Origin of the sequence: Bartonella sp. HY761, from assembly GCF_026743145.1 — a bacterium.
GTDB lineage: Bacteria > Pseudomonadota > Alphaproteobacteria > Rhizobiales > Rhizobiaceae > HY038.
Map to the genome: position 1 here is coordinate 173,872 of NZ_CP104888.1, position 26,735 is coordinate 200,606.

28 protein-coding genes are annotated in these 26,735 nt (G+C 38.1%); 14 read left to right on the plus strand and 14 right to left on the minus strand.

Going from position 1 to position 26,735, the window contains the following annotated elements:
- Positions 1-17: 17 nt before the first annotated feature.
- Together N6A79_RS15295 and N6A79_RS15300 are read right to left on the minus strand one after the other, a co-directional pair.
- Positions 18-1,619: an ABC transporter substrate-binding protein gene (locus N6A79_RS15295; RefSeq protein WP_263499841.1), complete on the minus strand. Its 1,602-nt coding sequence runs from the start codon at positions 1,617-1,619 to the stop codon at positions 18-20.
- A gap of 271 nt (positions 1,620-1,890) precedes the next feature.
- Positions 1,891-2,514 carry a hypothetical protein gene (locus N6A79_RS15300; protein ID WP_263499842.1) on the minus strand — a complete coding sequence of 208 codons (624 nt, stop codon included), beginning with the start codon at positions 2,512-2,514 and terminating at the stop codon, positions 1,891-1,893.
- 250 nt (positions 2,515-2,764) lie between these two features.
- On the opposite strand from N6A79_RS15300, the gene N6A79_RS15305 reads away from it, so the two are divergent.
- Positions 2,765-4,378 (plus strand): GMC family oxidoreductase, encoded by a 1,614-nt coding sequence (locus N6A79_RS15305; RefSeq protein ID WP_263499843.1) that lies wholly within the window; start codon positions 2,765-2,767, stop codon positions 4,376-4,378.
- Positions 4,379-4,513: 135 nt separating this feature from the next.
- On the opposite strand, the gene tal is transcribed toward N6A79_RS15305, so the two are convergent.
- The 8 genes from tal to repA all read right to left on the minus strand — a co-directional run bounded on the left by tal (position 4,514) and on the right by repA (position 12,975).
- Positions 4,514-5,470 carry a transaldolase gene (gene tal / locus N6A79_RS15310; protein ID WP_263499844.1) on the minus strand — a complete coding sequence of 319 codons (957 nt, stop codon included), beginning with the start codon at positions 5,468-5,470 and terminating at the stop codon, positions 4,514-4,516.
- A gap of 129 nt (positions 5,471-5,599) precedes the next feature.
- Positions 5,600-6,049, minus strand: coding sequence for a hypothetical protein (locus N6A79_RS15315; RefSeq protein WP_263499845.1), 450 nt, complete (start codon positions 6,047-6,049; stop codon positions 5,600-5,602).
- Positions 6,050-6,205: 156 nt separating this feature from the next.
- Complete coding sequence (locus tag N6A79_RS15320) at positions 6,206-7,099, minus strand: metal ABC transporter solute-binding protein, Zn/Mn family (RefSeq protein ID WP_263499846.1); 894 nt, start codon at positions 7,097-7,099, stop codon at positions 6,206-6,208.
- Positions 7,100-7,121: 22 nt separating this feature from the next.
- Positions 7,122-7,991: a metal ABC transporter permease gene (locus N6A79_RS15325; RefSeq protein WP_263499847.1), complete on the minus strand. Its 870-nt coding sequence runs from the start codon at positions 7,989-7,991 to the stop codon at positions 7,122-7,124.
- The gene (locus N6A79_RS15330) at positions 7,988-8,767 is read right to left on the minus strand and encodes a metal ABC transporter ATP-binding protein (RefSeq protein WP_263499848.1); all 780 of its coding nucleotides are present in this window, start codon (positions 8,765-8,767) and stop codon (positions 7,988-7,990) included. Before N6A79_RS15330 ends, N6A79_RS15325 begins: the two co-directional genes overlap by 4 nt.
- Before the next feature lie 392 nt (positions 8,768-9,159).
- Positions 9,160-9,897 (minus strand): helix-turn-helix domain-containing protein, encoded by a 738-nt coding sequence (locus N6A79_RS15335; RefSeq protein ID WP_263499849.1) that lies wholly within the window; start codon positions 9,895-9,897, stop codon positions 9,160-9,162.
- Positions 9,898-10,603: 706 nt separating this feature from the next.
- Positions 10,604-11,797 (minus strand): plasmid partitioning protein RepB, encoded by a 1,194-nt coding sequence (gene repB, locus N6A79_RS15340; protein WP_263499850.1) that lies wholly within the window; start codon positions 11,795-11,797, stop codon positions 10,604-10,606.
- Positions 11,797-12,975, minus strand: a complete 1,179-nt coding sequence (gene repA, locus N6A79_RS15345; protein ID WP_262080780.1) for a plasmid partitioning protein RepA — start codon at positions 12,973-12,975, stop codon at positions 11,797-11,799. The genes repB and repA overlap by 1 nt, the downstream gene beginning before the upstream one ends.
- Positions 12,976-13,770: 795 nt before the next feature.
- Here repA and N6A79_RS15350 point away from each other — a divergent pair.
- The 4 genes from N6A79_RS15350 (at position 13,771) to N6A79_RS15365 (ending at position 16,084) form a co-directional block, all read left to right on the plus strand.
- Complete coding sequence (locus N6A79_RS15350) at positions 13,771-14,700, plus strand: tetratricopeptide repeat protein (protein ID WP_263499851.1); 930 nt, start codon at positions 13,771-13,773, stop codon at positions 14,698-14,700.
- Between the two features lie 161 nt (positions 14,701-14,861).
- Positions 14,862-15,506, plus strand: a complete 645-nt coding sequence (locus N6A79_RS15355) for a tetratricopeptide repeat protein (protein ID WP_263499852.1) — start codon at positions 14,862-14,864, stop codon at positions 15,504-15,506.
- A gap of 163 nt (positions 15,507-15,669) precedes the next feature.
- Complete coding sequence (locus N6A79_RS15360; protein ID WP_263499853.1) at positions 15,670-15,936, plus strand: SEL1-like repeat protein; 267 nt, start codon at positions 15,670-15,672, stop codon at positions 15,934-15,936.
- Entirely contained in the window at positions 15,917-16,084 is a 168-nt protein-coding gene (locus N6A79_RS15365; RefSeq protein WP_263499854.1) for a hypothetical protein, read from the plus strand. Before N6A79_RS15360 ends, N6A79_RS15365 begins: the two co-directional genes overlap by 20 nt.
- A gap of 238 nt (positions 16,085-16,322) precedes the next feature.
- Here the strand turns inward: N6A79_RS15365 and N6A79_RS15370 are convergent, their stop codons facing one another.
- Positions 16,323-16,907, minus strand: a complete 585-nt coding sequence (locus tag N6A79_RS15370; RefSeq protein WP_263499855.1) for a hypothetical protein — start codon at positions 16,905-16,907, stop codon at positions 16,323-16,325.
- Positions 16,908-17,139: 232 nt separating this feature from the next.
- On the opposite strand from N6A79_RS15370, the gene N6A79_RS15375 reads away from it, so the two are divergent.
- On the plus strand, positions 17,140-17,691 hold the full coding sequence (locus N6A79_RS15375; RefSeq protein ID WP_263499856.1) for a hypothetical protein: 552 nt from the start codon (positions 17,140-17,142) through the stop codon (positions 17,689-17,691).
- Positions 17,692-17,779: 88 nt separating this feature from the next.
- Here the strand turns inward: N6A79_RS15375 and N6A79_RS15380 are convergent, their stop codons facing one another.
- Both N6A79_RS15380 and N6A79_RS15385 read right to left on the minus strand, forming a co-directional pair.
- Entirely contained in the window at positions 17,780-18,202 is a 423-nt protein-coding gene (locus tag N6A79_RS15380; protein ID WP_268547650.1) for a hypothetical protein, read from the minus strand.
- A gap of 231 nt (positions 18,203-18,433) precedes the next feature.
- Positions 18,434-19,261, minus strand: a complete 828-nt coding sequence (locus tag N6A79_RS15385) for a hypothetical protein (RefSeq protein WP_268547652.1) — start codon at positions 19,259-19,261, stop codon at positions 18,434-18,436.
- Between the two features lie 420 nt (positions 19,262-19,681).
- On the opposite strand from N6A79_RS15385, the gene N6A79_RS15390 reads away from it, so the two are divergent.
- The 8 genes from N6A79_RS15390 (at position 19,682) to N6A79_RS15425 (ending at position 26,275) form a co-directional block, all read left to right on the plus strand.
- Positions 19,682-20,560, plus strand: a complete 879-nt coding sequence (locus N6A79_RS15390) for a PaaX family transcriptional regulator C-terminal domain-containing protein (RefSeq protein ID WP_268547653.1) — start codon at positions 19,682-19,684, stop codon at positions 20,558-20,560.
- Positions 20,561-21,045: 485 nt separating this feature from the next.
- Positions 21,046-21,852, plus strand: a complete 807-nt coding sequence (locus tag N6A79_RS15395) for a Phenylacetic acid catabolic protein (protein WP_263499860.1) — start codon at positions 21,046-21,048, stop codon at positions 21,850-21,852.
- Positions 21,853-22,255: 403 nt separating this feature from the next.
- Positions 22,256-23,062 carry a Phenylacetic acid catabolic protein gene (locus N6A79_RS15400; RefSeq protein ID WP_263499861.1) on the plus strand — a complete coding sequence of 269 codons (807 nt, stop codon included), beginning with the start codon at positions 22,256-22,258 and terminating at the stop codon, positions 23,060-23,062.
- A gap of 201 nt (positions 23,063-23,263) precedes the next feature.
- The gene (locus tag N6A79_RS15405) at positions 23,264-23,713 is read left to right on the plus strand and encodes a hypothetical protein (RefSeq protein ID WP_263499862.1); all 450 of its coding nucleotides are present in this window, start codon (positions 23,264-23,266) and stop codon (positions 23,711-23,713) included.
- 154 nt (positions 23,714-23,867) lie between these two features.
- Positions 23,868-24,308: a hypothetical protein gene (locus N6A79_RS15410; RefSeq protein ID WP_268547654.1), complete on the plus strand. Its 441-nt coding sequence runs from the start codon at positions 23,868-23,870 to the stop codon at positions 24,306-24,308.
- Positions 24,309-24,481: 173 nt separating this feature from the next.
- Positions 24,482-24,910 carry a hypothetical protein gene (locus tag N6A79_RS15415; protein ID WP_268547655.1) on the plus strand — a complete coding sequence of 143 codons (429 nt, stop codon included), beginning with the start codon at positions 24,482-24,484 and terminating at the stop codon, positions 24,908-24,910.
- Positions 24,911-25,074: 164 nt separating this feature from the next.
- Positions 25,075-25,527 carry a hypothetical protein gene (locus N6A79_RS15420; RefSeq protein WP_268547657.1) on the plus strand — a complete coding sequence of 151 codons (453 nt, stop codon included), beginning with the start codon at positions 25,075-25,077 and terminating at the stop codon, positions 25,525-25,527.
- A gap of 145 nt (positions 25,528-25,672) precedes the next feature.
- Positions 25,673-26,275, plus strand: coding sequence for a hypothetical protein (locus N6A79_RS15425; RefSeq protein ID WP_263499866.1), 603 nt, complete (start codon positions 25,673-25,675; stop codon positions 26,273-26,275).
- 53 nt (positions 26,276-26,328) lie between these two features.
- Here N6A79_RS15425 and N6A79_RS15430 read toward each other — a convergent pair whose 3' ends face one another.
- Entirely contained in the window at positions 26,329-26,535 is a 207-nt protein-coding gene (locus N6A79_RS15430) for a hypothetical protein (protein ID WP_263499867.1), read from the minus strand.
- Positions 26,536-26,735: the final 200 nt, after the last annotated feature.

The following is a 26,735-nucleotide window of genomic DNA, read 5'->3' on the forward strand; positions in this document are numbered from 1 at the left end:
AAGAGTAGAAAACCGATCTATTGATCTAACCGTAAATCATAATTGCTAGATGAATCCCAACGCGGTGTATTATGGTGGTTTTTCATTACCTTGCTGGTGGTTGCCACAAATGGATGCTCTATCGCGAAAATCACCGGCAAATCTTCCATCTCTAATTTTTGCATTTGATGATAAAGATCAGCGCGTTTTTTTGGGTCTATCTCAACTGCCGCTTGTTCAATAAGACTGTCCATTTTTTCCGATTTATAGCCATATTGATTGCTCCAAGGCGTGCCAGCTGGAATACCCGATTGCAGCCAAACAGTGGTGGAAACCGCTGGATCATTGCGGAATAAATGCCAGCCGCTCGCCGTGTCAAAATCATGGTCACGATAAACGCCATTTAAAAAGCCGGGTGCATCATTGGCAACAAGTTCCACCTCAATGCCCACCTCTTTTAACGCTTGGGCATAATATTCTGCCCAAAGCTGTGTATATTCGCCCCAAGGTGCTGGGCGGTGGCGCAATTTAAAGCGAATGCCATTGGCATCGGCTTTGTAGCCAGCCTCGTCAAGCAATTGCTTGGCTTTTTCAACATCATAGGCATAGCTTGGTACATCATCGGTATAATTTGCGCCGCCCGTGCTTGGAATTGGCCCATGCCCGGGCTTACCATAGCCACGCATGATATTTTTAATCGCAAAATCAATATCTAAAGCGTGATAAATTGCTTGGCGCACTTTTAAATTGGCAAGGATAGGATTGCGCAAATTAAACTCAACCGTGGTATGGGCGATGTTATTTTCAAAACCTTTGGGACCTATGTCAAATTTGCCGCTCGCGCCAAGGCGTTCCATATCCGACATAGAAATGCTGTTAAAGCCGCTTTCCATCAACTCACCTGATTGAAGTGCGGCAGCTGCCGCAGCCTTATCGGTGATAAAACGCCAAACCACGCGGTCAAGATAGGGATAATTTTTGCCGCGCCAATAATCATCATTGCGTTCAGCTATAATATATTGACCGCGCTCATATTTAGAAAATTTAAATGGACCGGTACCAATTGGCGCGGCATTATATTTATTTCTTAAAATATCAATGCCTTCATAAAGATGCTTGGGCACAGGGTGACCAAGATCAGGCATAGCAGCAACCAATAGCTCAAGCGGCATTGGCTTTGCATAATTAAAAACTGCTTTATGCGGGGTTGGGCAATCAACCGACACCAAATTTTCTTGTAAGGTTGAGGAATAATTGAGCAAAGGCTTCCAAAGATTCATGGCACTATAGGCAACATCATCACAGGTAAAATCAACCCCATCATGCCAGCGAACATTTTCGCGCAAATCAAAGGTAATGGTTTTACCATCTTCTGATGAAGACCATTTGGTGGCTAAAACGGGCACATAACCTTCATAAGAACGATCAATCAATGGTTCCATGATCTTGCCAGAAATCATATAAACACCGGTAGACGCCCGCAAGGCTGGATTTAAAACCCCTTGCTCTTGGTTAAGGTGGAAAATAGCAGTGCCGCCTGTTGTAATAATATTTTCGGGTTTCACATATTCGGCGGCTGTAGCAAAGCTACCGCTACCCAAAGCCAACACAACACCGAGTCCCACTTTAAATAAATTCATAAAAATTTTCCCGTTTCATGCGACAATTGATATATTGGTTGATATATTGAGTGTCTATTGCAACCAAAAGCAATTGCATCATCTAAATTGGCTATAAAATAGAATTTTTTTCTAAAACTATGAAGCGTTAAAATTTTCAAAAATAAATAAAAATTAGAAAAATTATGCTAAATTACCCATATTTTTCAGTATAAAATTCTTGCAATTAAGAATGTGATGATAAAGCCAAAGGCATCACAAATTTCGATCAAAAACGCACTCACTTTTAAGCTTAATTATATTGCCACTTTGCTTTTAAACATATCTCAAAAGGTGCCTGCCAAATATTTTTATCACCTTCATAAATATTGGTGATTGTTGGATTTGGAGCCATCTTTTTTATATCGTGTAATCTTCCTAAGGCGCCAAATGTTATATTAAAGCCATTTTTTTCAAATATTTCGGCAAAATTAATAAAACTTATAGAATGAACTTTCGACATATTCATGCCTTTTTTTAAAACATCAACTTTTATTAAGCTTTCTGATACATTTGGCCGAGTAGATTGTATAAGAAGACCTTTTGGGTCATTGCCATTCATATACCAAATATCGATACCAAAACTATATAAATATTCCTGCCATTGAATATCTTTATCAATAGCTGTAAAACTTAATCGTATTCCAGGAGGTAATCTTTCTTGCCTCTCATCATTAAAGTCATTTTCAACTAATTTATTGGTATTTTTGTCAACAATAATTGGCGCCGTCAGCGATAATTCGACTTTCATGCCATCAATAAGAACTGAGCTTTGACACCTATCCTTGCTAAGTACTTCTGCCCCAAAAGACGAGCTTGCAAATGAAATAGCTGCTATGAATAAAATAATCGAAAAAGCTTTGCTGAATTTAACCATTCATTCGCCTCACGAATTGCCGCCTCTTTACTTATCATTGAGCTAATATTTTATACAATATATATTATAGGAGGCGTGTCCTTTTTAACGTTAAATATCTACGTCTTATCAAGCTGATAAGAAAATAAAATATTGCTATGATTGTAATGCATAAAAATAGAACAAAATTGCGGCCAGCCACAGAAAAGTTATTTGGTAAAATTAAAAACCTCTTTATAGTGACTTCTTGATTATATTGGGAGGTATTATCATGGCGGAGGCTTTTAATTATATTATTATTGGTGCAGGTACTGCTGGTTGCTTATTGGCCAATCGCTTATCAGAAAATCCAAATAATCGGGTTTTACTGTTGGAAGCAGGCAAGCGCGATAATTATATCTGGATTCATATTCCCGTCGGCTATCTTTATTGCATTAACAATCCGCGCACCGATTGGTGTTTTACAACCGAACCGCAAAAAGGCTTGAATGGCCGCGCCCTTGCCTATCCTCGCGGTAAGGTGCTTGGTGGCTGCTCGTCCATCAATGGTATGATTTATATGCGCGGCCAAGCGCAAGATTACGATCATTGGCGCCAATTAGGTGGCATTGGTTGGGCGTGGGATGATGTTTTACCATTTTTTAAAAAATCTGAAGATTATTTTGGCAATGATAGCGAATTTCACGGCAAAGGCGGCGAGTGGCGGGTTGAAGAACAGCGTTTGCATTGGGATATTCTTGATGCGTTTCGTGATGCTGCTTATGCCTATGGTATTCCTATTATCAATGATTTCAACCGTGGAGATAATGAAGGCATTTCTTATTTTAATGTCAACCAAAACCATGGTGTACGACTTAATACCGCCAAAGCCTTTTTAAAGCCAGCTGCCCATCGCCCCAATTTGGTCGTGCGCACAAAGGCGCAAGTTAAGCGGCTAGAATTTTCAAAAACCAGTGAAGATGCAGGCTTGCGTGCAAGTGGCGTGGTGATTAGCGGCGCGCAAGGTGATGAGACAATTTTTGCAGACCGCGAAATTATTCTTTGTGCGGGTGCCGTTGGGTCGCCGCAAATATTAGAGCTTTCCGGTATTGGTTGCGGTGATGTTTTACAAGCCGCCAATATTGATCTTATCCTAGAGCGCAAAGAGGTTGGCGAAAACTTGCAAGACCATTTACAATTGCGCTGCGCTTTCAAAGTGGAAAATATTGCCACTTTAAATGAAAAGGCCTCAAGCCTTTGGGGTAAGATGATGATAGGCCTTGAATATTTGCTTAAACGCTCTGGCCCAATGGCGATGGCCCCAAGCCAGCTTGGTATTTTTACTCGCTCTCATGACAGTTTTACCACGCCCAATTTGCAATATCATGTACAGCCTTTAAGCCTTGGCAAATTTGGTGAACCAGTGCATAAATTTCCAGCCTTTACCGCAAGTGTTTGTAATTTACGTCCCGATAGCCGTGGCACTATTCATATTAAAAACAATGATTATAAAGAAGCGCCTGCTATTTCGCCTAATTATTTAAGCGCCGCCAGCGATCAAGCCGTTGCGGCCGATTCAATACGTATTACCCGCAAAATTGTCGAACAAGCACCTTTGCAAAAATATAATCCGGTGGAGTTTATGCCGGGCGGCAATTTTTTTAGTGAAGATGATTTAATTAAAGCTGCTGGCGACATTGGCACAACAATTTTTCACCCTGTTGGCACGTGCCGCATGGGCAGCGATGAAAACAGCATTGTTGATCCTGAGCTAAGGGTGCGCGGCATACATGGTTTACGCATAGCCGATGCTTCTATCATGCCAAGAATAACGTCAGGCAATACCAATTCACCAACCTTGATGATTGCTGAAAAGGCCGCGGCTTTTATTTTAAAAAATGATTGAATCCATTATATTTAACTAAAAAAGCCTTATCCCCTGCCCTATTATGCGCTCAAAAAATACGCAAAATAAAAATTTAAAGCACGCGAAAAACTAATTTGGCGTGCTTTAAAAAAGGCTTTAAAAAACGTTGATCAATTAAGCGGTCAACAATTTATCAATCATGGTGCGAAGGGCGGTTAAATCCTTGGCAAAACCGCGAATACCTTCTGACAATTTTTCAGCTGCCATCACATCTTCATTCATCATCCAACGGAAGGTTTTTTCATCCATGTGGATCGGTGCTTCAGCCGTAACTGTTTCAGGTGATAATTGACGTGGCAATGCACCATTGTCATTGGCCAATTCATCTAAAAGCGCAGGGCTAATGGTTAGGCGGTCGCAACCAGCAAGAGCTTCAATTTCGCCGGCATTGCGGAAAGACGCACCCATAACAATGGTTTTAATGTCATTAGCCTTGTAATAATTATAAATCGAGCGAACCGATAAGACACCGGGATCAGTTTCAGCGGTGTAATCAAGACCAGTTGATTTTTTGTACCAATCAAGGATACGGCCAACGAATGGCGAAATAAGGAAAGCGCCAGCATCGGCGCAGGCAATGGCTTGCGCTTTGCTAAAGAGCAAGGTCAAATTGCAATCAATGCCTTCTTTTTGCAAAATCTCTGCGGCACGAATACCTTCCCAAGTAGAAGCAAGCTTGATTAAAATGCGCTCGCGATCAATGCCACGTTCTTTATAGGCAGCAATGATATTATGGGCTTTTTTAACCGAAGCTTCGGTATCAAAAGAAAGATCTGCATCAACTTCCGTTGAAACACGCCCCGGAACGATATTGACCAAAGCTGCCCCAACCGAAATTGCAAGGCGATCCGCAATAGCGCTGATAATTGCTTCACGGCTGCCATTTTGTCCCTTGCCCCAGCTAACGGCTTCACTCACCGCAGAGCTAAACATTGGCGTGCCCAATGCTTTTAAAACAATGGTAGGATTGGTGGTGCAATCGGTTGGCTTGAGGCGAATAACTGCATCAATATCGCCAGTATCGGCAACCACAGTCGTCATGGCGCGCAATTGTTCCAACTTGCTGGTCATAGAAAACTCCAAACTCAAATAAATGATCCTATTGATTTGTTAAAATGCGCTAAAAAGAATAATTTATCAATGGTGATTTGTGGCTATTTTTAAAAAGAAATAATGCTCATAAAAATCATTATTGATAAATTATTTTTTCATATAATCTAGCCAAGCTTTTCTATCTTTAAATATGGTAAGTAGATCACCGGTTTGATCATTTTCAATCATCTCATTGCACTTAATAATTGTTGGCCCAGTCACTGCAGCCATTTTATGATATATATTTTCAAGGGCTTGATAAAATAAGTTCACATTTTTAAATGTAATTAGACTACTTTCAAAAATTTTTGTTGTTTTTTGCCTATCGCAACAAAATAAATAATAATAATAAGTATGTTTTATGTTTTTTGAATATAAATAATCTTCACCAAAATAAAATATTAAAGCAGCGTCCATTTCTTTTTCAATAAAATCTATCAATCCTATATCATTTTTTTGTCTTTCAAATTCTTCGACCTTGTCAGATAATTCATCATTATCCGCAAGCCCACCAAAAGGTGCTAATAAATTAACAAATACATATTCATATATAATCATCTCAATTTACCTAATTACCAATGGATCAATATTGATATAGGTTAGGATCATGCCTGCCAATGAATTAGCAGCCATGACCTCAAATTTTATCTCAATTTATAAACAATATATCAATTTTGCTTAACACTTAGCGAAAGTGGTAGTGTAAACAAAATCTTATTTTTGAAGCGCATTAATAATCTGATTTGTATTATAATTCATTAGTTTTATATAGGTTGCTGCAGGTCCATCAGCCGCCGATAATGCTTCTGGATAAAGTGCGCCGCCTGCTTGTACGCCTGTTGCTTTTGCAATTTGTTCCACCATGCGCGGATCATTTGAGTTTTCAAAGAAATACATTTTGACATGTTCTTTTTTAACTTGATCAATCAGCTGTGCAATATCAGCAGCTGATGCTTCTGTTTCCGTTGACAATCCTAATGGTGACAAAAATTTTACCCCATATTCATGACCATAATAACCAAAGGCATCATGGCTAGTAAGAACTTGCCGTTCATTTTGAGCAATTTTTGCAAATTGCGCACGAATAGATGCATCAAGCTCTTGCAATTGCTTGCGATACACATTTGCATTGGCTTTAAAGCTTGCTGCATCTTCAGGATCTGCTTCAATAAGGGCTTTTTCTATATTATCAACCCAGATAAGCACATTTGGCACACTGTTCCAAACATGGGGATCGGTGACTTTTTTTCCGTCTTCTTCAAAATCATGAGTTTTAATGCCGGTCGAAACAATGATCGGCTTTTTGGCGCTGCCAGAGGCTTTGGCAAGCCGCTCAAACCAAGTTTCTAATCCCTCACCGCTAATAAAGGTGACTGCAGCAGCTTGCAGCAATTTGGCGTCATTAGGGGATGGCTCAAACTCATGAGGGTCGCCATTGGCAGGTACAAGATTATGCACATTAACATGATCACCACCGACATTTTTTACAACATCACCAAGGATTGTAAAACTGCTAACCACATCGATGGTTTTTGCATGAGATAATGTTGGCGTAAATGCGAACACCAATAAGCTTGCCAATAGTCCAAACTTAAATTTTTGTTTCATGATCGTTTTTCCTGTTGATTTACTAGGTTAATTTACGACTATGCCATTGGCGTTTTAAGGCGCCGGCAGGACTTATAATAAGGGAAACGGCATAGATAATGCTTGCGGTTATAATAATGGTTGGTCCGGAAGCTAATTTTAAATGATAGGATGCAAGCAAGCCAAAATATCCAGATAACATGGCACATGCCACCGCAATGGCAAACATGATTGGTAAACGACGAGCCCATAATTGCGCAATTGCAGCCGGCAACATCATTAAACCCACAGCCATTAATGTGCCTAAGGCTTGAAAACCAGCAACAAGATTAAGCACCACCAAAAATAAAAAGACGAAATGGTAAAACGGCCCCCATCCACCAACAGAACGCAAGAAACCGGGATCAAAACATTCCGCAACCAGTGGCCGATAAACAAGTGCAAGCACAATAAGAGTTATAGAAACAATACCACTCACAATAAAAAGTGCTTCGGCATCTATTGCGAGAATTGTGCCAAACAGCACATGCAAAAGATCTATATTAGAGCCACGCAAAGAAACAATCAAAACACCAAGTGCGAGTGATGTAAGGTAAAAGCTAGCAAAGCTTGCATCTTCTTTCAGTATTGTTGTGCGGCTTACCAAGCCAGAAAGTAAAGCAACACTAAGACCGGCAATTAAACCGCCCAATCCCATAATCGGCAATGACAAGCCACCAGCAATTAAAAAGCCAATTGCAACACCTGGTAAAACAGCATGGCTCATAGCATCCCCCATAAGGCTCATGCGGCGCAACATAAGTAAAACCCCAATCGGCCCTGCCCCCATGCCAAGCGCGAAGGATGCAATTAATGCACGGCGCATAAAACCATAATCGACAAAAGGCGCAATTAAAAAGCCGTAAACGCTCATAATGCACCTTGCGTGTTTTTGGCGAAACCACTTTGATCAACCAAGGTGGCTTCGTCCCAACCTTGCGCTAAATCTTTAGCTTTGGCTAAATTGGTGGGAGTTAATGTGGTTTTAGTCGGCCCCCAAGCTATAAGATGGCGCGCTAATAATAAAGTTGATGGAAAATTATTTCTAACTTGCTCAATATCATGCAAAACGGCAAGTATTGTGCGCCCTTCTTGGTGCCAACGACCGATCAAGGCTAACAAATCATGCATGGTACGCTCATCAATTGCATTAAATGGTTCATCAAGAATAATTATTTTAGCGTCTTGTAATAGCAAGCGGGCAAAAAGAACCCGTTGAAACTGCCCTGCTGATAAGGCGCCAATATAGCGCCGTTCAAACCCTTCAAGGCCAACTATTGCTAAGGCTTGTTGAGCTTTATCGGCAATTTGTTTAGAGACGCCACCAAAAGCACCAATTTTATGCCATGCGCCTAATAAAACTGTATCGGCAACACTCAAAGGAAAATGACGCTCAATGTCAGAAGCTTGCGGTAAATAGCCAAAGTCTTTAAGTTTAAGGCTTCCTTTATTAATTTCACCCTTATACTGTTTTAAGTCGCCCATAATGGTTTTAACCAATGTTGATTTACCGGCACCATTGGGCCCAACAATAGCGGTTAAACTGCCGGCATCAAAACAACCTGAAATATCTTGAAGAGCCGGCTGTCTTTCATAAGCAACAGTTACATGGCTTAAGGAAATGAGAGGCGTATTTCGAAAGGCGATCATAGTAAATTAACTGCCCAAATAACCCCAAGCCATAGGATAGCTAAAAGGATTAAGACGTATAAGAACCGCCGCCATGATGTTTGGGCAAAAATACTTGATAAGAAGGGATTGTTTTTATTCATTAAATTTTGCCTCCAACATTATTCACTTTATGTTATATTATAACGTTTCATTTGTGAATAGTTGATTGAGACATTGGCAGTAAACTTTTAATGATTAACAATGAGGGTTCACTCATGAAAATATTTCTAGAGCCTTTTTTCTTTATGCTTTAAAGATATGTTTTAAAAGTTCATTTAATTCATTAGCAATCCTTTGGTTTAATCAGCGGTTTTTTATAAATATAATATAGTTTGATATTCTGTCTGTTGATCGGACTCAGGGTTTTGGTATTAAAAATTTAAGCTTGGTTTTGAGTTTTCAAAAACATTTGCGAGCTTTAGAAGCTGTTGGGCAAGTTTGGGATTATCGTTAAAATCAAGGGCGATTTTTTCTTCATATGAAAGAGTATTGAACATGGCTTGTTGTTGGTTTTTGTGGTGTTGTTGTTGATCGCTCAAATGTTGGCAAATTGGTGCTTCTTGTTTAACCAAATGGGCACATTTTTCTGGCAGGCTCAAGCAATAGGCATTGCTTGCTTGTTTAAATGCTGGTCCTTCGGCTTTATCATTGTGGCTATAACGGCGTACCCAATTTAAAAAGCCATGATTTTGCAAGGCCTTTAATGCGCGCACTACACTGTCACGAGAGCGGCGAATTTTGCCCATAATTGTAGAAATTGCCGGTTCAAGGCGCCCGGTTTTATAATCAATAATATTGATAAAATATTCTAATATTTCTAGCGCAATAGTGCCAAGTGGGCCGCAACGTTGCCCCTTTTGCCGGTTTTGTAAATCAAAACGCTTTGCGGCAAGCAAAAGCTTTTTTAAAGATTGGCGATCGGTTTTTTTAAATATTTTCTTTTCGATAAATCCTAAAAGATAGGATTTACGCCGATAGGGTTTTGGCTTTGATATTACATCAACTATGTTTAATTGTTGAGTTGATTTAATTGAAGCTGCGCTTTGATGTTTTAAAAAAGCTTTTTTAAGCAGCGCATTTTGCAAAAGGCTTTGGCCTAGTGTTTCCATGTTTTTTAACAATGCAAAAGACAATAAATCATTATTCGCAAATTTGTTAATTAAATTTGCGTTACAAACAGATAGGAATTTTGTGCCTATAATGGCTTAAATATCTGATTATATTAATCTATTATCTAGCATCATTCCTTTCATCTTTTAAAGCGTTGAGCGGGCATGCCGTCTTGTTGAAACGGCGGTTTAAAACGGCTTATAGTTTTGGGAGAGAAAAAGGCGGGTTTTAAAAATGCCACTGCCAAATATTTATCAGATTATTTTGCTTAAAATTTAAAGTAATAAACATCGTTCGCAAAAGCTAAAAAACTTGAGCGGCAAATAGTCTTATGACTTTAAATCATGCAAAATGATCGAATAAAGGGATAATTTGGAATGACTGGCCAACAAGATTTGATAAAATTCTAACCAATCATCGCACATTTTTAACGCAAGTTGACAACGAGGATTAACCGTAACCAACCAATAATCAGTGGCTAACATTTAAGTAAACACCACCTTACTTAATAATGCTGATAATTTTGGCTTTAAGCTATTATGCTAAAAAAAGGCAAAACAATATCATGCACTAAAAAGCGCGTAAAAATACTTGACAGTTTTGTGCGGAAATGCGATTCTCAAACTGCTACATATTGAGAAGAGGCTTCCACAGCGTTGAATTGGGGTAAAACCTTAATTTAAATCTGGCGAGGCCTTTTTTTGCCTATTCGTCTCCTTTTTTTGTGGTTTTTGCAGCGCGTTGATAGGCGCTATACAGCGCATCAAAATTGCTGCTTAAAAAATCTGCAAAGTCATCAAAATTTGTAAATGCTTCAACTGTTGTCGCGCTTTCCAGTGTTGGATTATTTGGCGCGCCATGATCAGCCGTGTTTTGATGATTTATGCTTTTTTCTATGGGATGAATGGTAAAAACCGCATTACCGCTACTTTTTATCATTGTAATTTCAAGATTTTGGTCAGGGCTTTGCCATTTATTTTGATGTTGGCTTTTGGTATTTTTTACCCGATTGCTTGACGATTTTTTATGAGGCTTAGGCACCGATTTTTCACGGTTCAAGGCGTTGTTTGTAACAAAGCCATCATAAATACGGGCAAATTTATCGTCTGATGATAAAGCATTAAACTGCTGCTTGTCGCCGCCATCTTTGCCGATAATCAATTGAAGCTCGGTTGTAAGATCATTGTTTGGCAGGGCGGCTAAAACATTGGTTAATTCCTCCCATCTGCCACGGCCAATGCTTGGTGCTTTGCCAATAATGTCCAAGAGTGGTGGTGGTAAAAGCCGCGCTAGTTTGATCATTTCCGAAATATGCGATTTACCTGTGCTTAAAGATGCGCAAATTACTTCGCGTTTAAAGCCTGCATCTTCTTGTGCTTTGGCAAAAAGACATTTTTCAATGAAGGATAAATCATTGCGGGCGGTATTTTCCTCACCTTGGAAGATTATTGCTTCCTCATCGCTTAAAGCGCGAATAGCTGCCTTAAAAGTAATGCCAAGGCGCTTGGCAACAGCAAGACGGCGGCGGCCATAAACAATTTCAAATTCATCATTTGTGCCGGCAATTGGCCGCACGAGACCTGGCACAATTTGGCCGCGCTCACGCATGGATGCTTCAAGTTCTGCGATCGTTGCATCATCGAGATTGCTGTCTAAGCGATCTTTAATTGCGGATTGTTTGATTTTATCAGGATTAATCTCAACAATTTGACTGCCTGTCCGCAGCAATTCGTCGGCAAGCTTTGAGCGTTCCTGCATTTCCTTAACGCCAGCGGCAACTTTCATCAAATGCGGACTTGTTGAACGCGCTTGCTGTTGAACATCGCTCACGTCGTCCTTTTCTTCATCTAATTTTGACAATACCGCGGCAAACAGCCCTTTTGAGGTTTTAGCTTTCATTATTCACGCCCCCATGCTTGCACAATCAAGCCTTCAATCTCACCATTGGCGGCATTTAATGACTCCATGGCGCGATCATAAGTCTTAGGTGCTGAAAAACGCGACCTTTGTACTTCATAAAGGCTTTGTTTCCATGTTAAAGCATCAGCAATCGCCGTGGATTTGGCAACGCTGTTTAACAAAAGATCTTCACCAAATACTTGCCGCATTAATGCCTGCATATTGGCTTGCGGCATGTCATTGGCTTCAAATTTGGTTATGAGGAATTTAGCAAAATCCCATTGGCTGCTAGCCCCAGCATCGTCAAGAATTTGCATATAAGAAGCAGCAAGTTCTAAAAATTTTCCGGTGGAATCTACATCAAGCATATGGGCAGGAACGGGAATTAACACGCCTGTAGCAGCAGTAAGCGATGATAGGGTTAAAAAGTTTAAGGATGGTGCACAATCAAGCAAAATAATATCATAATCACTGCTTACCTGCTCAAGGGCTTGCGAAACGCGCAACAAAAATCCGGTGCCGCCCTTTTGGCGCATCTCAAGAGCAACAGCAGTTTCAAATTCGGTAAGTTCAAGACCTGCGCAAATAACATCAAAGCCGCTAATATGGGTTTTGTGAACGATGTTTTTTGTTGGCACCGGTGCCTCAAAACGAATGGCAGAATAAAGTGTGTCGCCGCTACGATAATCAAAATCGGGGAGTGAACCATGCAAGCTGGTTAACGAGGCTTGCGGATCCATATCAACAGCTAAAACGCGATAACCACGCAGCGCTAAAAAATGACCAAGATGAATGGTGGTTGAGGTTTTTGATGAGCCGCCCTTAAAATTGCTAACTGCAATAATTTGGCATTCCTCGCCATTAATCCGTCGCGGATTGATCCATTTTTTGCGACCATTTTCAGCCAAATAAAAGCGCAATTCCAAAACTTGTTCCAAAGTATAAAGCCGCTTGCCATTATTGGTGGTTTCTGGCATTGGCCCCTGCTCTTTTAAAGATAATTGGCGAATATAGGCTTCAGAAACGCCGAGCAGATTAGCAACCTCGGTAGAGGAAAATTTGCGCATGGCACGGCGAGCATCTGGAGGGAATTGCATCATCGTCAAATTATTAAGGGCTTTTTCCAATTTGGTGGAAAAGCTGTTCATAAAATGCAAACTGCTTAAATGGCGCGACAAAGGTTTTCTCCGAAATATTGGCTCATCTAATTTTGGCTTACCTAAATTTAGTTGAAATTGCATCTTGTGAATAAACTGGTTGGATAATCTGATATAGAATATAGCGCAGTTTAAAAGATAGATGCTGTTGGTTAATAAGCGGTTTACATTTTCAAAATACGGCAAATAAACGAAATACGAAAATTTAGCGTTACAAAAATATGTCAGATTCGGATTGTCTTTGCAAAACCTAATTGCCTTAGTGATGAAAAAAAATTAACCATAGTTTTTTTGTTATTGTTCGCTATTTGTTCTTTTAAATAATCAAAGTGCATATTGCTCTAATCTTGCCATTTAAAACCCATTTTACCATTTTGGGAGTAGATGACATTTATTCTATTTTTTTAAATTTTGCAATAAAATTGACAAAAATTAAGTAAGATATTGATTTTAAAACGTAAAAATCTATTTATTTTTGACGTTGTCATACATCTATTAAACGGCGAATTGATCTTTGCCTTGGGTTATTCTAAGTTCCCAGCTGGGAACTTTATGTAAAATGATGGAATTGGTGGGCAGGTGCATGCTTGCTTAGTTCCCAGCTGGGAACTATTGAAACATAAAAAAGTGTTATTGTTAAAGGCCTATTTTACCGATATGTAAAATTTCCATACAGGGTCAGCGAGATTATAAAGCCAATATTGACACTTATATTATATATGTCCAATATCGCCATGGTTGGAATATCAACAATTTGGCTTAATTAATTACCATTATCGTGTTTGATTCTAACCAACTAAGAAAGGGAGATTGATCATGACACAGCATCGCCGCCCTTTCCGCACTCTTTGTTTAAGTGTTTTTATCGTATCCGCTATTATCGGTTTTTTTGTTGATGATGCCGAGACACCAGCCAAATTATTTGTCTCATCAAATGATTTATTGCAGGATCCAAAACCTATTCCCTCTCATCCCCGCTATGTTGATATTAATGAGCTTGAAAATCATGCCTTGGTGACCAAAGATGCTTGGGCGCGATATAATATTGGTGAGCGCTATTTGGTGGGGTGGGATGTTCAGCAAGATAGTGCCAAGGGGATAAAATGGCTATTGCTAGCAGCGCAACAAGGCTATGCACCGGCACAATATCGTTTAGGCATTATAAATTTTTATGGTGATGGTGCCCCTCAAAATTATCGTCAAGCGTTAAAATGGCTTACTCTTGCTGGCGAGCAAAATTATGCGCAAGCACAATATCAGCTTGGGCTTTTATATTATTATGGCATTTACCATTATGATAATCATTATTATGGTAAAATCTATGAAAGAGATGAAGAAGCCGCATTTAAGTGGTTTAGTCGTGCTGCCGAGCAAGAATTGACTCCCGCTTTATTTTATGTGGGGCTTATGTATTATAATGGTGAAGGGGTTAAACGAAACTTGTTACAAGCCTATCAATACATCAAGCTTGCTGCTGATCGCGGCGATGATAAGGCTCAATACCATTTAGCTAATATGTATATGAGTGGGGTTGGTGCTAAATATGACGATGCTTTGGCACTGCAATGGTTTAAAAAATCCGCACAAAATAACAATAGCTACGCCATGCTAGAGGTCGCACAGTTTTACCTAAATGGATGGGGTGTCGCAAAAGACGAAAAACTAGCAAAACTTTGGGCACAAAAATCAGCAGAGCGTAGCAATGAACAAGCCAAAAATTTATTACAAAAATTGAACTCCCAATGAGAAATTGTTGGCTCACTACCCTGCCCTATTGTGTGTTTACGCTAAGGTAAAGATATTTTCCCATTAAAAGCACTTGGCTTTTTAAAAAAATATCTTGTGCTTTTTATGACCTTAAGCAATGATGCTAGCGTAAAATGGTTTAAGGACAGCGCACAAATATTATGACTGATGATTTTACAAAAGCAAATATTGAAACGCTCGAAAAACCGGCTGAACTTGGCGACGTGGAAGCCCAATATAAGTTGGGCATGATTTATCTGCGCGGTGAGGGCACTCGTCGCTATGATGAAAACGCATTTAAGTGGCTGCGATTAGCGGCGCTTAATGGCAATAAAGCTGCCATTCATCCTTTGACAATGATTTATTTGCGTGATTTGCGCGGCTTTCAAAGTGAGGAGGAATATGAGCTTTTCAAAAGGCTTGCTGAAAAAGGTGATGCGCAAGCGCAGTATCATTTTGCAACCTATTGTATTACGGATGCAGATGGTGAGAATTATTTAAACCAAGCTATTTATTGGTACGAAAAAGCTGCGGCACAAAATTTTGCTAAGGCACAATATGCCCTTGGTCGGATGTATAGTTTAGATCGCGGAATTCCAAGAGATTATCATAAAGCCTTTGTTTTTTTTAATCAGGCAGCAGAAAACAATCATCGTTTGGCGCAATTTGAATTGGGCGAACTATATTATAATGGCTTGGGCATTGCGCAAGATGTTGAAAAGGCGATTTTTTGGTTTAAAAAGTCTGCGGCACAAAATACCATTGAAGCCAAACTTGCTCTTGCTCGGGCTTATCATCAAGACTAAATATTTTACCGTCGTTAAATATAAGATGCTTATCAAAAAGAATTTAAGCGTAATTTTATAGCTATTGCCGCTTTAAATGCCAATAATAGCGGTTTAGCTTATTGCAGATAAATGCAATTACACATTAAGGGGTATTTATGGGGATTTTCAAAAAATAACCGCCTTGATTGGTGCCGTGCTTATTGCCCTTTGCGCCTCGCCCGCTTTTACATATTTTTCTTATCCTGATAATTACCTCCTATGCCTTAAAGCCGATATCGGCGAAAAGGATGGGCAATATCAATTGGGTAAAGCTTGTAAATTTGGCGATGAAATCAACCAAGATTATGTTTTAGCCGCTCATTGGTATGAACTGGCAAGCTTCTTGGCAGCATCTCCATTGCCTATCAAAATATCAATGCCGCGAAGCAATGAAATGGTTGACGCTTAGCACTAATAAAGGCAATGATAAAGCAATGGCGCATCTTGGTCTGATAACTTTAAATAAGTTTGAGGGAAAGCTAAATCCACAAGAAAATGCCTATTCCCTGTTTAAACGTGGGGCAGAGCAGGGCTCTGGACAGGCCGAGCCAGTTTAGGCTTCATATATGAAAGCGGTTTCATTGTCGAAACAAATATAATTGAAGCGATAAAATGGTATCAGCGTGCCAGTGATGCTGTCCGTTCAAAAGCTAAGAGAAAGCTGTGAGACTTGCAGAAAACAAATTAAATAGGCGTGCCATTATTTTTGTCAGCCGTATAAAATGCATAAATATTATTTAATTACAATTATTTATAGTTTTTGATAATGGTTTTGAAACAGCAGTAATTCTTGCCTTATAGTTGAGTTGCTTCACTCTGCTGCTTTATCGCTTTGAGCATTCTTTTTCTAATCAACCCACTTACAGGGCGGATAAGGTTCCAATAGGGGGCAAAGCGTCTTTTACTTTCACCATCAGGGCAAAAAACGCGTGTTTTTGTTTGTAATGTAAAACGGTTTTGACAAAGCGGTGTTTTATCTGCGTCTTGATCGTTTATTTTAAACTGCAGTACTAATTTTGCACTACTGGGCTTGTCAAAGGCACAAAACGTCCCACCATCGTCAATCATTTCCAAGCCATAATGAGCTTGCCAAAACTTGCCCACCAAGCCAAAGGCAATTTGGTTATTTTCTAAGGTTTCAAGCAGGGTGAATTTATCAAGGCTAAACGGAGTAGGGGAGACGTCTTTTAATAATTTACAAGCATGTAAAACCCGCAATGGAATTTCACGTAAAGCAATAAAACTGGCAATGAGCCAATCATCTTGTGCATTATAATGCTGGAGAGCGGAAAATATCTTTTGGCGGGGTGCATGAATTTCAATTGCATGCACTTCTTCAAATTGGAAATCGGGTAAATATTTATCGATCAAGTCGTTCATGATGCAGTATGATAGTGGTTTTAAAAAAAAGGCAAGTTAAAATCGCCATTTACTTTAAAAACAAGATTTTTATAAATTTGGCTGGTCATCATTTTTGATTGCAGCATTGCCATAGTTTTGTAAAATTTGTAATATTGTTGAGTTACATGATAAAATATTTAAAAATATCATGGCGTTTGGTTTTATTGGCTTAACATGGCTTTTTTGCACTTAAACTTCAATGGGGTAAAATATGTTTAAAGTTTTGCAAAACAAATCATTGCGCCTAACCTTAAAAATTATTTTGTCGGCTTTATTGGTTTTGGGAGGCGCAATGCCAGTATTGGCTCAACAACAAATCGTAACGAAAATACAAGATTTTGAGTTTAAAGACAATAAATTCATCATACAGACAGATGATGGAGAATTTTACGCGACCTTATTTCAACAAGATGAAGACGGCATTACTAGATTTTTAATGCAACTCTCGTCGTTGAAAGAACACCACAAAAAAGTTTATATTGAGAAAGAGGATGCTAAAATTTTAGCTATTCAGGGTTTGTCTTGTCAACCGCTAGAATTTTTAAAAGAAGATGATGACTTTATATATATGATTTACGGTATAGCACCCGGTATTATGCAAATAAATAAGCACAATGATGTTTTATATAATAAATATTTGCAACATGCCGCTGTTATTAAAAGAAATTCGCATGACAAAAACAAGCGATTTTTGGAATTTGCCTCAACGAACGAAGGCATTGTTGAATATATGGGTGGGCTTTGCCCAAGTTCAGACATTTAACAATAAATAGCAAGCAATAGATAGTCAAACGGTCATTGGCAATGGTTGCTGCAAACTGGATAAGCTAAGCGCAAACCCATCATTTCGCTTACCATCGTACATAATCAACGCTTTTAATAATTCGAGCTGTCACATCAAATACATGCTTATAATCAATATTACTATTGTTAACAATAAAGCATAATTCATTATTTTCATAAAAGACGTAAGTGTAATTATCACGATGATAAAGATCGTCTTTTCTTTTTATCTCGAAAACAATGTCTCCCTTTATATTTAATAAAAATGCTTTGCCTGTTTGGGTCTTATCTGTATCAACAATAGCAAAGCCCTCACCAGATATTAAAGGGCAACAAAACCCTGTTGATTTGAACATATATTTATATATTTGATTGTCATGTTGCCATTGAAAACCAATAGGGGAGAGTTCAAAAACATTTTTTTGTTCTGGATTGGTCACTTCATTATATTTTGGATTTCTTTTTATATATTCAAACATTAAAGTTCCCAATTTTTGCTCCTCTTTTTGTCTAAAGGTGGGAAAGTCTATGAAATGAAAATACAGTATTAGCGATTTTTAACAGCACTACCAAAAAAATTTAAAAACCATTTTGTTTTTTTAGATATTATAGGTTTAATAAATGTAGCTAAAAATAGCCTTAGTTAAAGGCGCTTTTTTACCTAAGGCTATTATATGATTTATCTCTTGATAAAAATATAGCGCGCTCGTTTGCACAGGCGTTTAGACCTCGCAGGCTATCACATAGTCAGCGCCATAGCGTAAGCCATTTTCTTCGCGGCAAAGGGCAAGGCCATTGTGGCGCAAGGCTTCAATAGTGGTCGCAAATGATTTGGCAAGTGCTTTGTCTTTAAATAGCGGTAGGCGGCGCACGCACATATCTAATTGGGAATTAACCCATTTTTCACGGTAACGGTTGGGAAAACGCCGCGCTTCGGTGATTTTAAAGCCGGCGGCATTTAAACTATTTAACGTCCATTCGGCAGGAAATTCGCGGTAAGGACTTTGGTCGGCGAGCAAAAGGCAAACATCGCGCATACGGCCAATTTCACGCACTATGCGTCCAGCTTCAGTGGCGACAGGTGCGTTAATATAGGGATCTAAGCCAATGACATAAAGTGTTTTTTTGACATGAGGATAAAGGCGGGCGAATAATTTACCTTGAAAATAAGGAGCAAAGCCTTCAATTGCGCCCAAAAGATAATCGGCAAGTACGGTATCAAAGCTTTGGTTTTGTAAAAAATTCTTGTCTCCCCAATTGCCAACCAAAAGTTCATCTTGTGGCCGTAAGCTGTCGCCTAAACTTTGTTCAATTTGCTTAGCATAATCTTTTGCACCAGTAACTCCGACCCATTTGGTTGTTTGCAAACTTGAACACCATTGGGCAGAATTTACCCCAGTACCCGCGTCCAAAAAACTGCCCCATTCATTGGGAGCTTGCAGACTTTCAATAAATTGGAACAAAGCCGAGGTACTGGATTTGGCGTTTACAGCGGCAATTGGTTTATTCACATTGTCTAATGAATTGTTCGTCTTTTTAATTTCAGTCAATGAACCAATCCTATCCTTGGGTTTAGAGAATAAAAAGTAGCTATCTTGAATTTTATATTTTTGCACTATATTTAACAACCTGATGATATTGTTTTAGTGACTTGTAAATGTAGTTGAATTTTGCCTGATTTTGTTCTGTTATATTATAACTTCGCGGGCTGTCAATCCTTTTGGCAAATTGTTAAAGGCTTCAATGCAATGATGCCTTGAGGTGGCATCACATGTTACACGTGAATCATTGTTGCATTTGTTTAAAGAGATAGGATAGTTTCGAATTCATAAATAAGCAAAATAGCGTTTCCATATTTTGCGGTTCAATTTACGCCAAACAGGCCTAAATATAGGTTAAATGCCGATGCTTTCTATAATTGGCATTTGCCATTTTATGAAGCAAAGTACTGGCAAGAGTTGAAGGTTTTGATGTTTAAATTTGAAGGTAAGCATTTTCTTGAGCCACCCAGATGCTCTGCTTTTCTTATAACTATCTATGGTGACGTGGTTGAGCCGCGTGGTGGTGTCTTATGGATGGGCAATCTTATTGATTTATGCGCGGTGCTTGGGTTTAATGGTACACTTGTGCGTACATCCATGTCACGCTTAGTTGCGGCAGGCCAATTACAGGGCGAGCGTATTGGCCGCAAAAGCTATTATCGTTTGCAGGAGCATACGCGTGAGTATTTCCACCGTGTTGGGGAAAGTTTGTTTAACCCTCAGCCACCAAGCAATGAATGGTTTATTGTTGCGCGACGCGATATTGAAAACGACCAGAGTTACTTAGAAAATGGCTTTGCAGTACTTAATCGTCATATGGTGATTGGATCAAAACACGCAAAGCAACCCAGCGATGGGTTAGTTTTTGAGGCGAATATCGTGCGAACCGAGCGATGCTTGAAGGAATTTGTTGCAAATTTTTGGGACTTAACAAGTTTACAAAGGCGTTATGAGACTTTTTTTGACCATTATAGCAATCTATTGAAGCAAGAGGCCATTGCTGAGTTAACGCCTTTTGATTGTTTGATCGCTCGTTTGGCCCTTGTGCATGATTTTCGTCTGATTTTGCAAGGCGATCCGCATTTGCCAAAAGAGGCGCTACCGCAGCCATGGGCAGGCGATATTGCTCATGTACTTTTTGCCAAATTATATCTAGCCCTTACGCCAAAAGTTGAACAGATGATTGCGCGTGATCTTAGAGGGGATAAGGGTAGTCTTGTGCAAACTAGTGTGGATACTGATCAGCGTATAATCAATTTGCAAGGATTTATCGCGCGTAAAGATAACTTATCGGCAAAAGACCAATAGTCGCTAGCACTCTAAAAAGCAACGTTTCTCTAAACATCCAATAATTTACATAAACAAGTAAGTTCAGCAATAAAACATAAAGGGGGAAGCGAAAAATGGGCGATATAGGCATTTTAATTTTAGGGTGCTATTGATTGATAGCTGTTTACGCCATTGATGAAATGGTAAATTATTTCCAATAATCCTTGGCTGACGCTTTAATATTTACTAATCCGCTTAATTTAAATTTAAGGTTTTTACTAAAAGTTTAGCATAATATGTGGTTCAATTGAGTTAGCTGGCATTCTAAGGTTAGTCTAAAAAACTATATCTTAGGAAAGGTCACTGTTAAATACTTGAAAATTATAGAGTTAATCGATCTTATCTTGATATGTTAATTGCTAGACCTACATATTATGGTTCGCCATAAGTGGTACTATATTAGGCAGTATTGGTGCAAAAGCGCTGTTAAGCGATGGTAACATTGAAAGCAAAGAGGAAAAATCATGATTAATGGATTTGACAATATTATAGCCCTTGAGGCGCATATTAAAAATGGCGGCGTGATTTCCTCTCCGCGCAATGTTACTTCGCGCTATCGTGCGGATTTGTTACGCTTGATGGCGTCTTTTGTGGATAGCGAATTTGCCGCTTCTGCGGGTTTTGCTAGCATATTGAATGAGGCACCTGGCATTGTCCAGCGGATTAATGTTGCACGTATCATTTTAGAAAAGGCTGAGAGTGGTGAGGCGGTGTTGAATATTATGGCTGATTTTGGCATTGATATTCAACAATATGGCAATAATCACCCCGATAGAAGCAATTTTGATTGGTCCGATCGTTTAGAACGTGATGGTGATATGGGCGCTTTACCGTATAACTTGCGTGATATGCGCTTGTCGGTATTTTATTATCCGTTCAAAAACTGGTGTGATGCTATGATGATGGGCGTGTTAATGGGTAAGGCAAAGCAAATTCAGCTGCAAGAATTAAGTCAAATATCTTACGCGCCACTTGCTGAAGCTTTTCGAACCATTAGCACTATTGAGCAACGCCATACCAATCTTGCCCGTGATGAATTATTACGGCTTGCTAAAGGCGCTTCTAAAAATGGCACGAGCGATGAACTAAAATCGCTATTTCACTACTGGCTGCCAAAAGTAAGAGCAATTTTTGGATCGGTCAATTCTTCGGGTTTTGAGCGTCTTAAAAAATATGGGCTGCGTTATCGTAGTAATAAGGAAATGCTAGATGAATTTAATCTGCGTGCGGAGGAATTACGCCAGTCCCTGCGGATTATCGCCGGCTTATAGGTGTCGCTACAGTATAGACAATTCAAAGCACCAACTAATTCTGTGGCTTGATGATATTTGAAAGAAATGTGTGGTTTAAAATATAATTTTGCTTTTGACTTTTTTCTGCGTGTAAGACGGTAATCTACTTTGAATATTTTTGTAACCAAAGCATTTATTGAAATACTCAGTTAATCTGCGTATATTTATTTTTCAAATCGAATGATAATTTTGAATGTGCTAATATTGAATGTGCCTAACATTTTTTTAAAAGATTTTAAAATATCGTAATCATTACTTAAAAGCATGCATTATATCCTTTTTGATACCGTTTTTTGCATAAATTTTGAAGCTATGGCTTGAATTATGTTTTAATATTTTTGTATAAGAAAATTATAAACTATACTATGGTGGGAGAGATTTAATGGCGGGGCAAAAGATTAGGGAGCGAGATCTTGGTGAATTTCTTAAAAATGGTGGTCTATTGTTATCACCAGAAGAAGTGCTAGAGCCCTATCGTAGTGAATTAATTCAAATTATGGCTGCATTTTTTGATAGCGAGCTTGCGGTATCGGCGGGCTTTGTTGATCTTTTGAACATGGCTCCTAATATTAATTTGCGCATTAATGTCGCACGATTAGTGGTTGAAAAAGCAGAACATGCTAAGGCTATCCTTGATATGATGCGTGATTTTGGTGAAGAGGGGCAAGAATATCAAAATCGCGTTAATAATGAAAAAGGTTTTAATTGGGCGGCTCGTCTTGATCGTGGCGATAATGGTGCAATGCCTAACGTGATTAACTTAGATAAGCGCGTTAACGTGTTATATTACCCTTATGAAAATTGGCCAGATGCGGTTATGATGTATGTTGTGATGGAAAAAGCTGCTCATATTTTAATTAGTGAATTATCTAAAATCTTTTATAAGCCTTTGGCAATGGCTTGTCAGTTAGTCATGACATCTGAACGCCAGCACTCTTATCTTAGTCGTAAGGAACTGTTACGCCTCGCTAAGGGGAGTATGAAAACAGGTGATCTTGGTAAAATTGAAGCTTCGTTGGATTATTGGCTTTTTCGCGCACGGGCCAATTTTGATTCAGTTAATTTACCTTATTTTGAACGCTTACGCGCATTGGGATTACCCCATAGGAGCAATCAGGAAATGCTTGCTAAATTTAATATAAAAGCTGATGAGTTGCGCCAATCGTTGAATCTTGTTTCGCGTCTTTAGCTTATCTTCAATAAATATAAAATATCCTTTATTACAGCTATTTGCTATCAATAAACAATTCAAATTATTATTGAAATAAACTGCGGTAAAAAAGCTTAAATTTTTAAAATATTAGTTAATTGCAAATAATCTATTGCAATTTAGCGCTTTAATATTTTATCCTTGTGTCGACAAAATGGCGTTTTCGCAAATGGGGATATAATGAAGCATTTTTTTAAATCATTTTTACTAACAATTATTATTCATAATATTTTGTTAGGTTTTTTTATTTGGCTGTTTGTATTCAACTATTTGGGGGACGATACTGCATCAGACATGATGGCTGGTAGCTTACTCACACCTCTATTGATCGTTCTTAGTATTTTTACCGTAATGGATCTGCTTTTAATGTTGTTTATTGCCTTACCATTCTTTGCAATTGTCAGAAGAAACACCAATTTTGCATGGTATTATGGCATTCTTATGGGGCTTGTAATGGGGGGCGCTACAGGTTTGTTTCTTCGGTTAACATCAAAGAGTTATAATTCTGCGCAATTTGTTGGTTCGCTGCTTTTGTGGTTTATTTTTGGGCTTATTTTTGCAGCTGTTTATTCTTGGTCGACTAGGCGTGAAAAACGCCCCTTGGCAAAAGTGGACCAAGTTTTTAAATAATTGATGATCTTTGAGCCTTAACATATTTCATATCTTGAGGCCTATTTTTACAAATGTCAGTATTGGCTTTAAATATTGAATGATTGAGCAATATTTTACTCGTATCAAGGTAATACTCTTTAAGCAAAATACAGTTTTTAACAAAGAAGAAAAAATGGGCAGTTTTTTTAAATCATTTCTATTAACAATTGTGATTCATAATGTTTTGCTAGTATTGCTATTATATTTCACATTGTTAAGCACTCCCAACCCAATTGGTGACGTAGTTTCATTCTTTTTATTTAGAGTTATGGTCATCATTGGTATTTTTACCCTATTTGATCTTGTTTTTATGTTTTTGATTGGCGTGCCTTTTTTTGCAATTACGCGCAAATTTGCCAATTTTTCTTGGTTTTTTGGTATTCTCATGGGCTTTTTAATGGGTTGCGCTATCATTCTATTTATTTTCGCAACCAATGAAAATGTTTCTAGTGTACAAGTTATTGGTTCTTTTGTTTTGGGTATTACTTTTGGCTTGATTTTTGCGCCCATCCATTATTTTTTTAAAAAACGTCAAAAGCCAGCTTTGGTTAAGGTAGATGAAGTTTTCAGTTAATGTTTTAAATAATCAAGCAAATGGCTAAGTTGTATTGATTGAAATTGAGTTTTGTTTATTTCCAAAAGATTGAAGAATTTTTATAGATATTCATAAAAATATCGGCTTAGTAGTTTGATATTTTAAGTAAATAGCAGTTATAGTGAAATGTTATAGTGATTAGCGGGGTTGAAATGAAAAGTTTTTTTAAATCTTATATTATTATGCTTATAATACTAGCTTTCTTAGCAGTTGGAATAAGATTATATTTGCTTAATGATGTGCTAGGCAATACCATCAGTGTTTTAGATGTGATAACACATACGATAGTCTATGACGTGACGATGCTCGTTGCTTTAATGTTTGTTGTCGCTTTACCATTTTTTATATTAGTTACAAAATTTACCCAGTTTTCTGCAATCTATTCAATCGCTATGTGGTTTTTGGTATTTCTTTGCAACGATTTTGCTTCTCAATTTCTATTTGACGACTTCCTACCAACTAAAACAAAATCTTTGTGGCTAGCAAGTGTCTTTGTCGGGGTGATTTATCAGCTTATTTACAATGCATTTAAGAAACGTGAAAAAGTCACAGCGGTTAAAGTTGACGGTGTGTTTGAATAAGCTTCTGGCGATAAACTACTCCCTCAATATAGTCTTATAATGAATTGAAAATTTCATGATAGGTGTTTTGCATTATCAAGCACCTATTTTAAGTGTCAGTATTTGTAAAATAGTTTTTAAAGCATATGGCTTTGGCTTAAACGGTCTTAAGCGTGGAGTTTCTATTGTATTTTATAAAACGTGGGATAATGAAAAGCTTTTTTAAATCCTATATAATCGTCTCTTTAGCTTTAACAATGTTGAGCCTTGTATTGGAATTAAACCTTAAAACCAATGGACTAGACGGTGCTCTACTTTATTTAAATATAATGAAGAATTATATTGCCTTGGATTTGGTCGTGGACTTCGTTTTAATGATGGTTGTGGCTCTACCCTTCTTCATACTGGTTCAAAAATTTAGCAATTTTTCATGGGTTCATGGCTGCGTGATGTGGTTTTTAGTGTTGTTTTGCGGAAGATTTACGGTCGAGTTTTCTTTTGCCGATTTAACATATAATTTAATTAAAAATATGTGGCTAGCAGCCGCGATTATTGGCTTTATTTTTACGGCGGTTTATAATTTTTTCAAAAATAGAGAACAGCGACATCAGGCTAAGCTTGACGAGGTTTTTGAATAGGTTTTTCTATTTTTCAGCTGCAACAATTGATTATATTGATTTCAAAACACTGGCAGATTTTAGTTTATGTGGTCAAGCATGGCATTATTAAATCATAGTTCATTTGATTTTTGTTGCTATAGCTCCTTACAGTTAAGGAAAATAAATGCGGACGATTAATAAAGAAGGCATCATCATATCAATGAAATTGCGAGATGATCTTTATACTATTGGTATGACGTTAAAAACTGCTGGCTTTTTGGTGTTTGATATAAAAAGCAAAGATGGTCAATGGCACAAAGATAGTCTTAAAAATGTAAAACCCTTGCTTCGGGTTTTTGCTGCAACAAAACTTATTTTTAATCATTTGGGTGTTGAAAGACTTAATTTGGATTATGACCAAGCCGCGGTTGAAGCCTTCGAGGATTATAGGTGGATTGATCCATATATTTATTACTATAATCCAGACTATGACGGCACATTTTATGATAAGTTTTGGCTTGGTGGTAAATTGCTACAAATGGATAGCAATTTTGATAAGCGCGAAGTTATTCATTGGAATTTAAAACTGCCAGAAGATCGTGAGGTTATTGAAAAAACTGAAATGATTAATATGTGGGCGCATGAAGATTTACAAGATCGACTTGTTCGTTATTTTGACACCGGCATTAACCGAGATGACCTGAAGTTTTTTGTTTTCCCTGACCTTTGGGATGATATTGATAAATTGCGTCCATTAACCCGCCGAGTAGCGATACCTTGGAGATAAATTTAGCACAAAATAATTACTGGGGGAGGGATTATGGAAAATTTCATGAAAGCTTATTGGCTAAGTTTTGTTATTACATTAGGCAGCATGATTATTTTGTATTTTTGTTGGGTGGTATTTCCTAATGGTGATGTTTTAGCAACTATTATTGTATTTTTGTTTCTTTTTTCGGTTTTTGTTCCCGTTATTACCGCCATAAATACTGCTATATTTGTTATTATTGCTTTACCACTGTTTGCGATAGCCCATAAATTGCGCATATTTGGTTTTTTTGCGTCAATAACGCTCGGTATAATTATCGTATTAATGCAAAAATTATATCTTAATAGCGAAATTTATAATATATATACATTGGTTTTTACAGGGTTTGGTGCGTTTTTCGGGCTTCTTATTTTTTACTACTTTCGCAAATTCAATAAAAATGAAAGTCGGGGATAAAATCTTAAACGCGCTTGGCTTA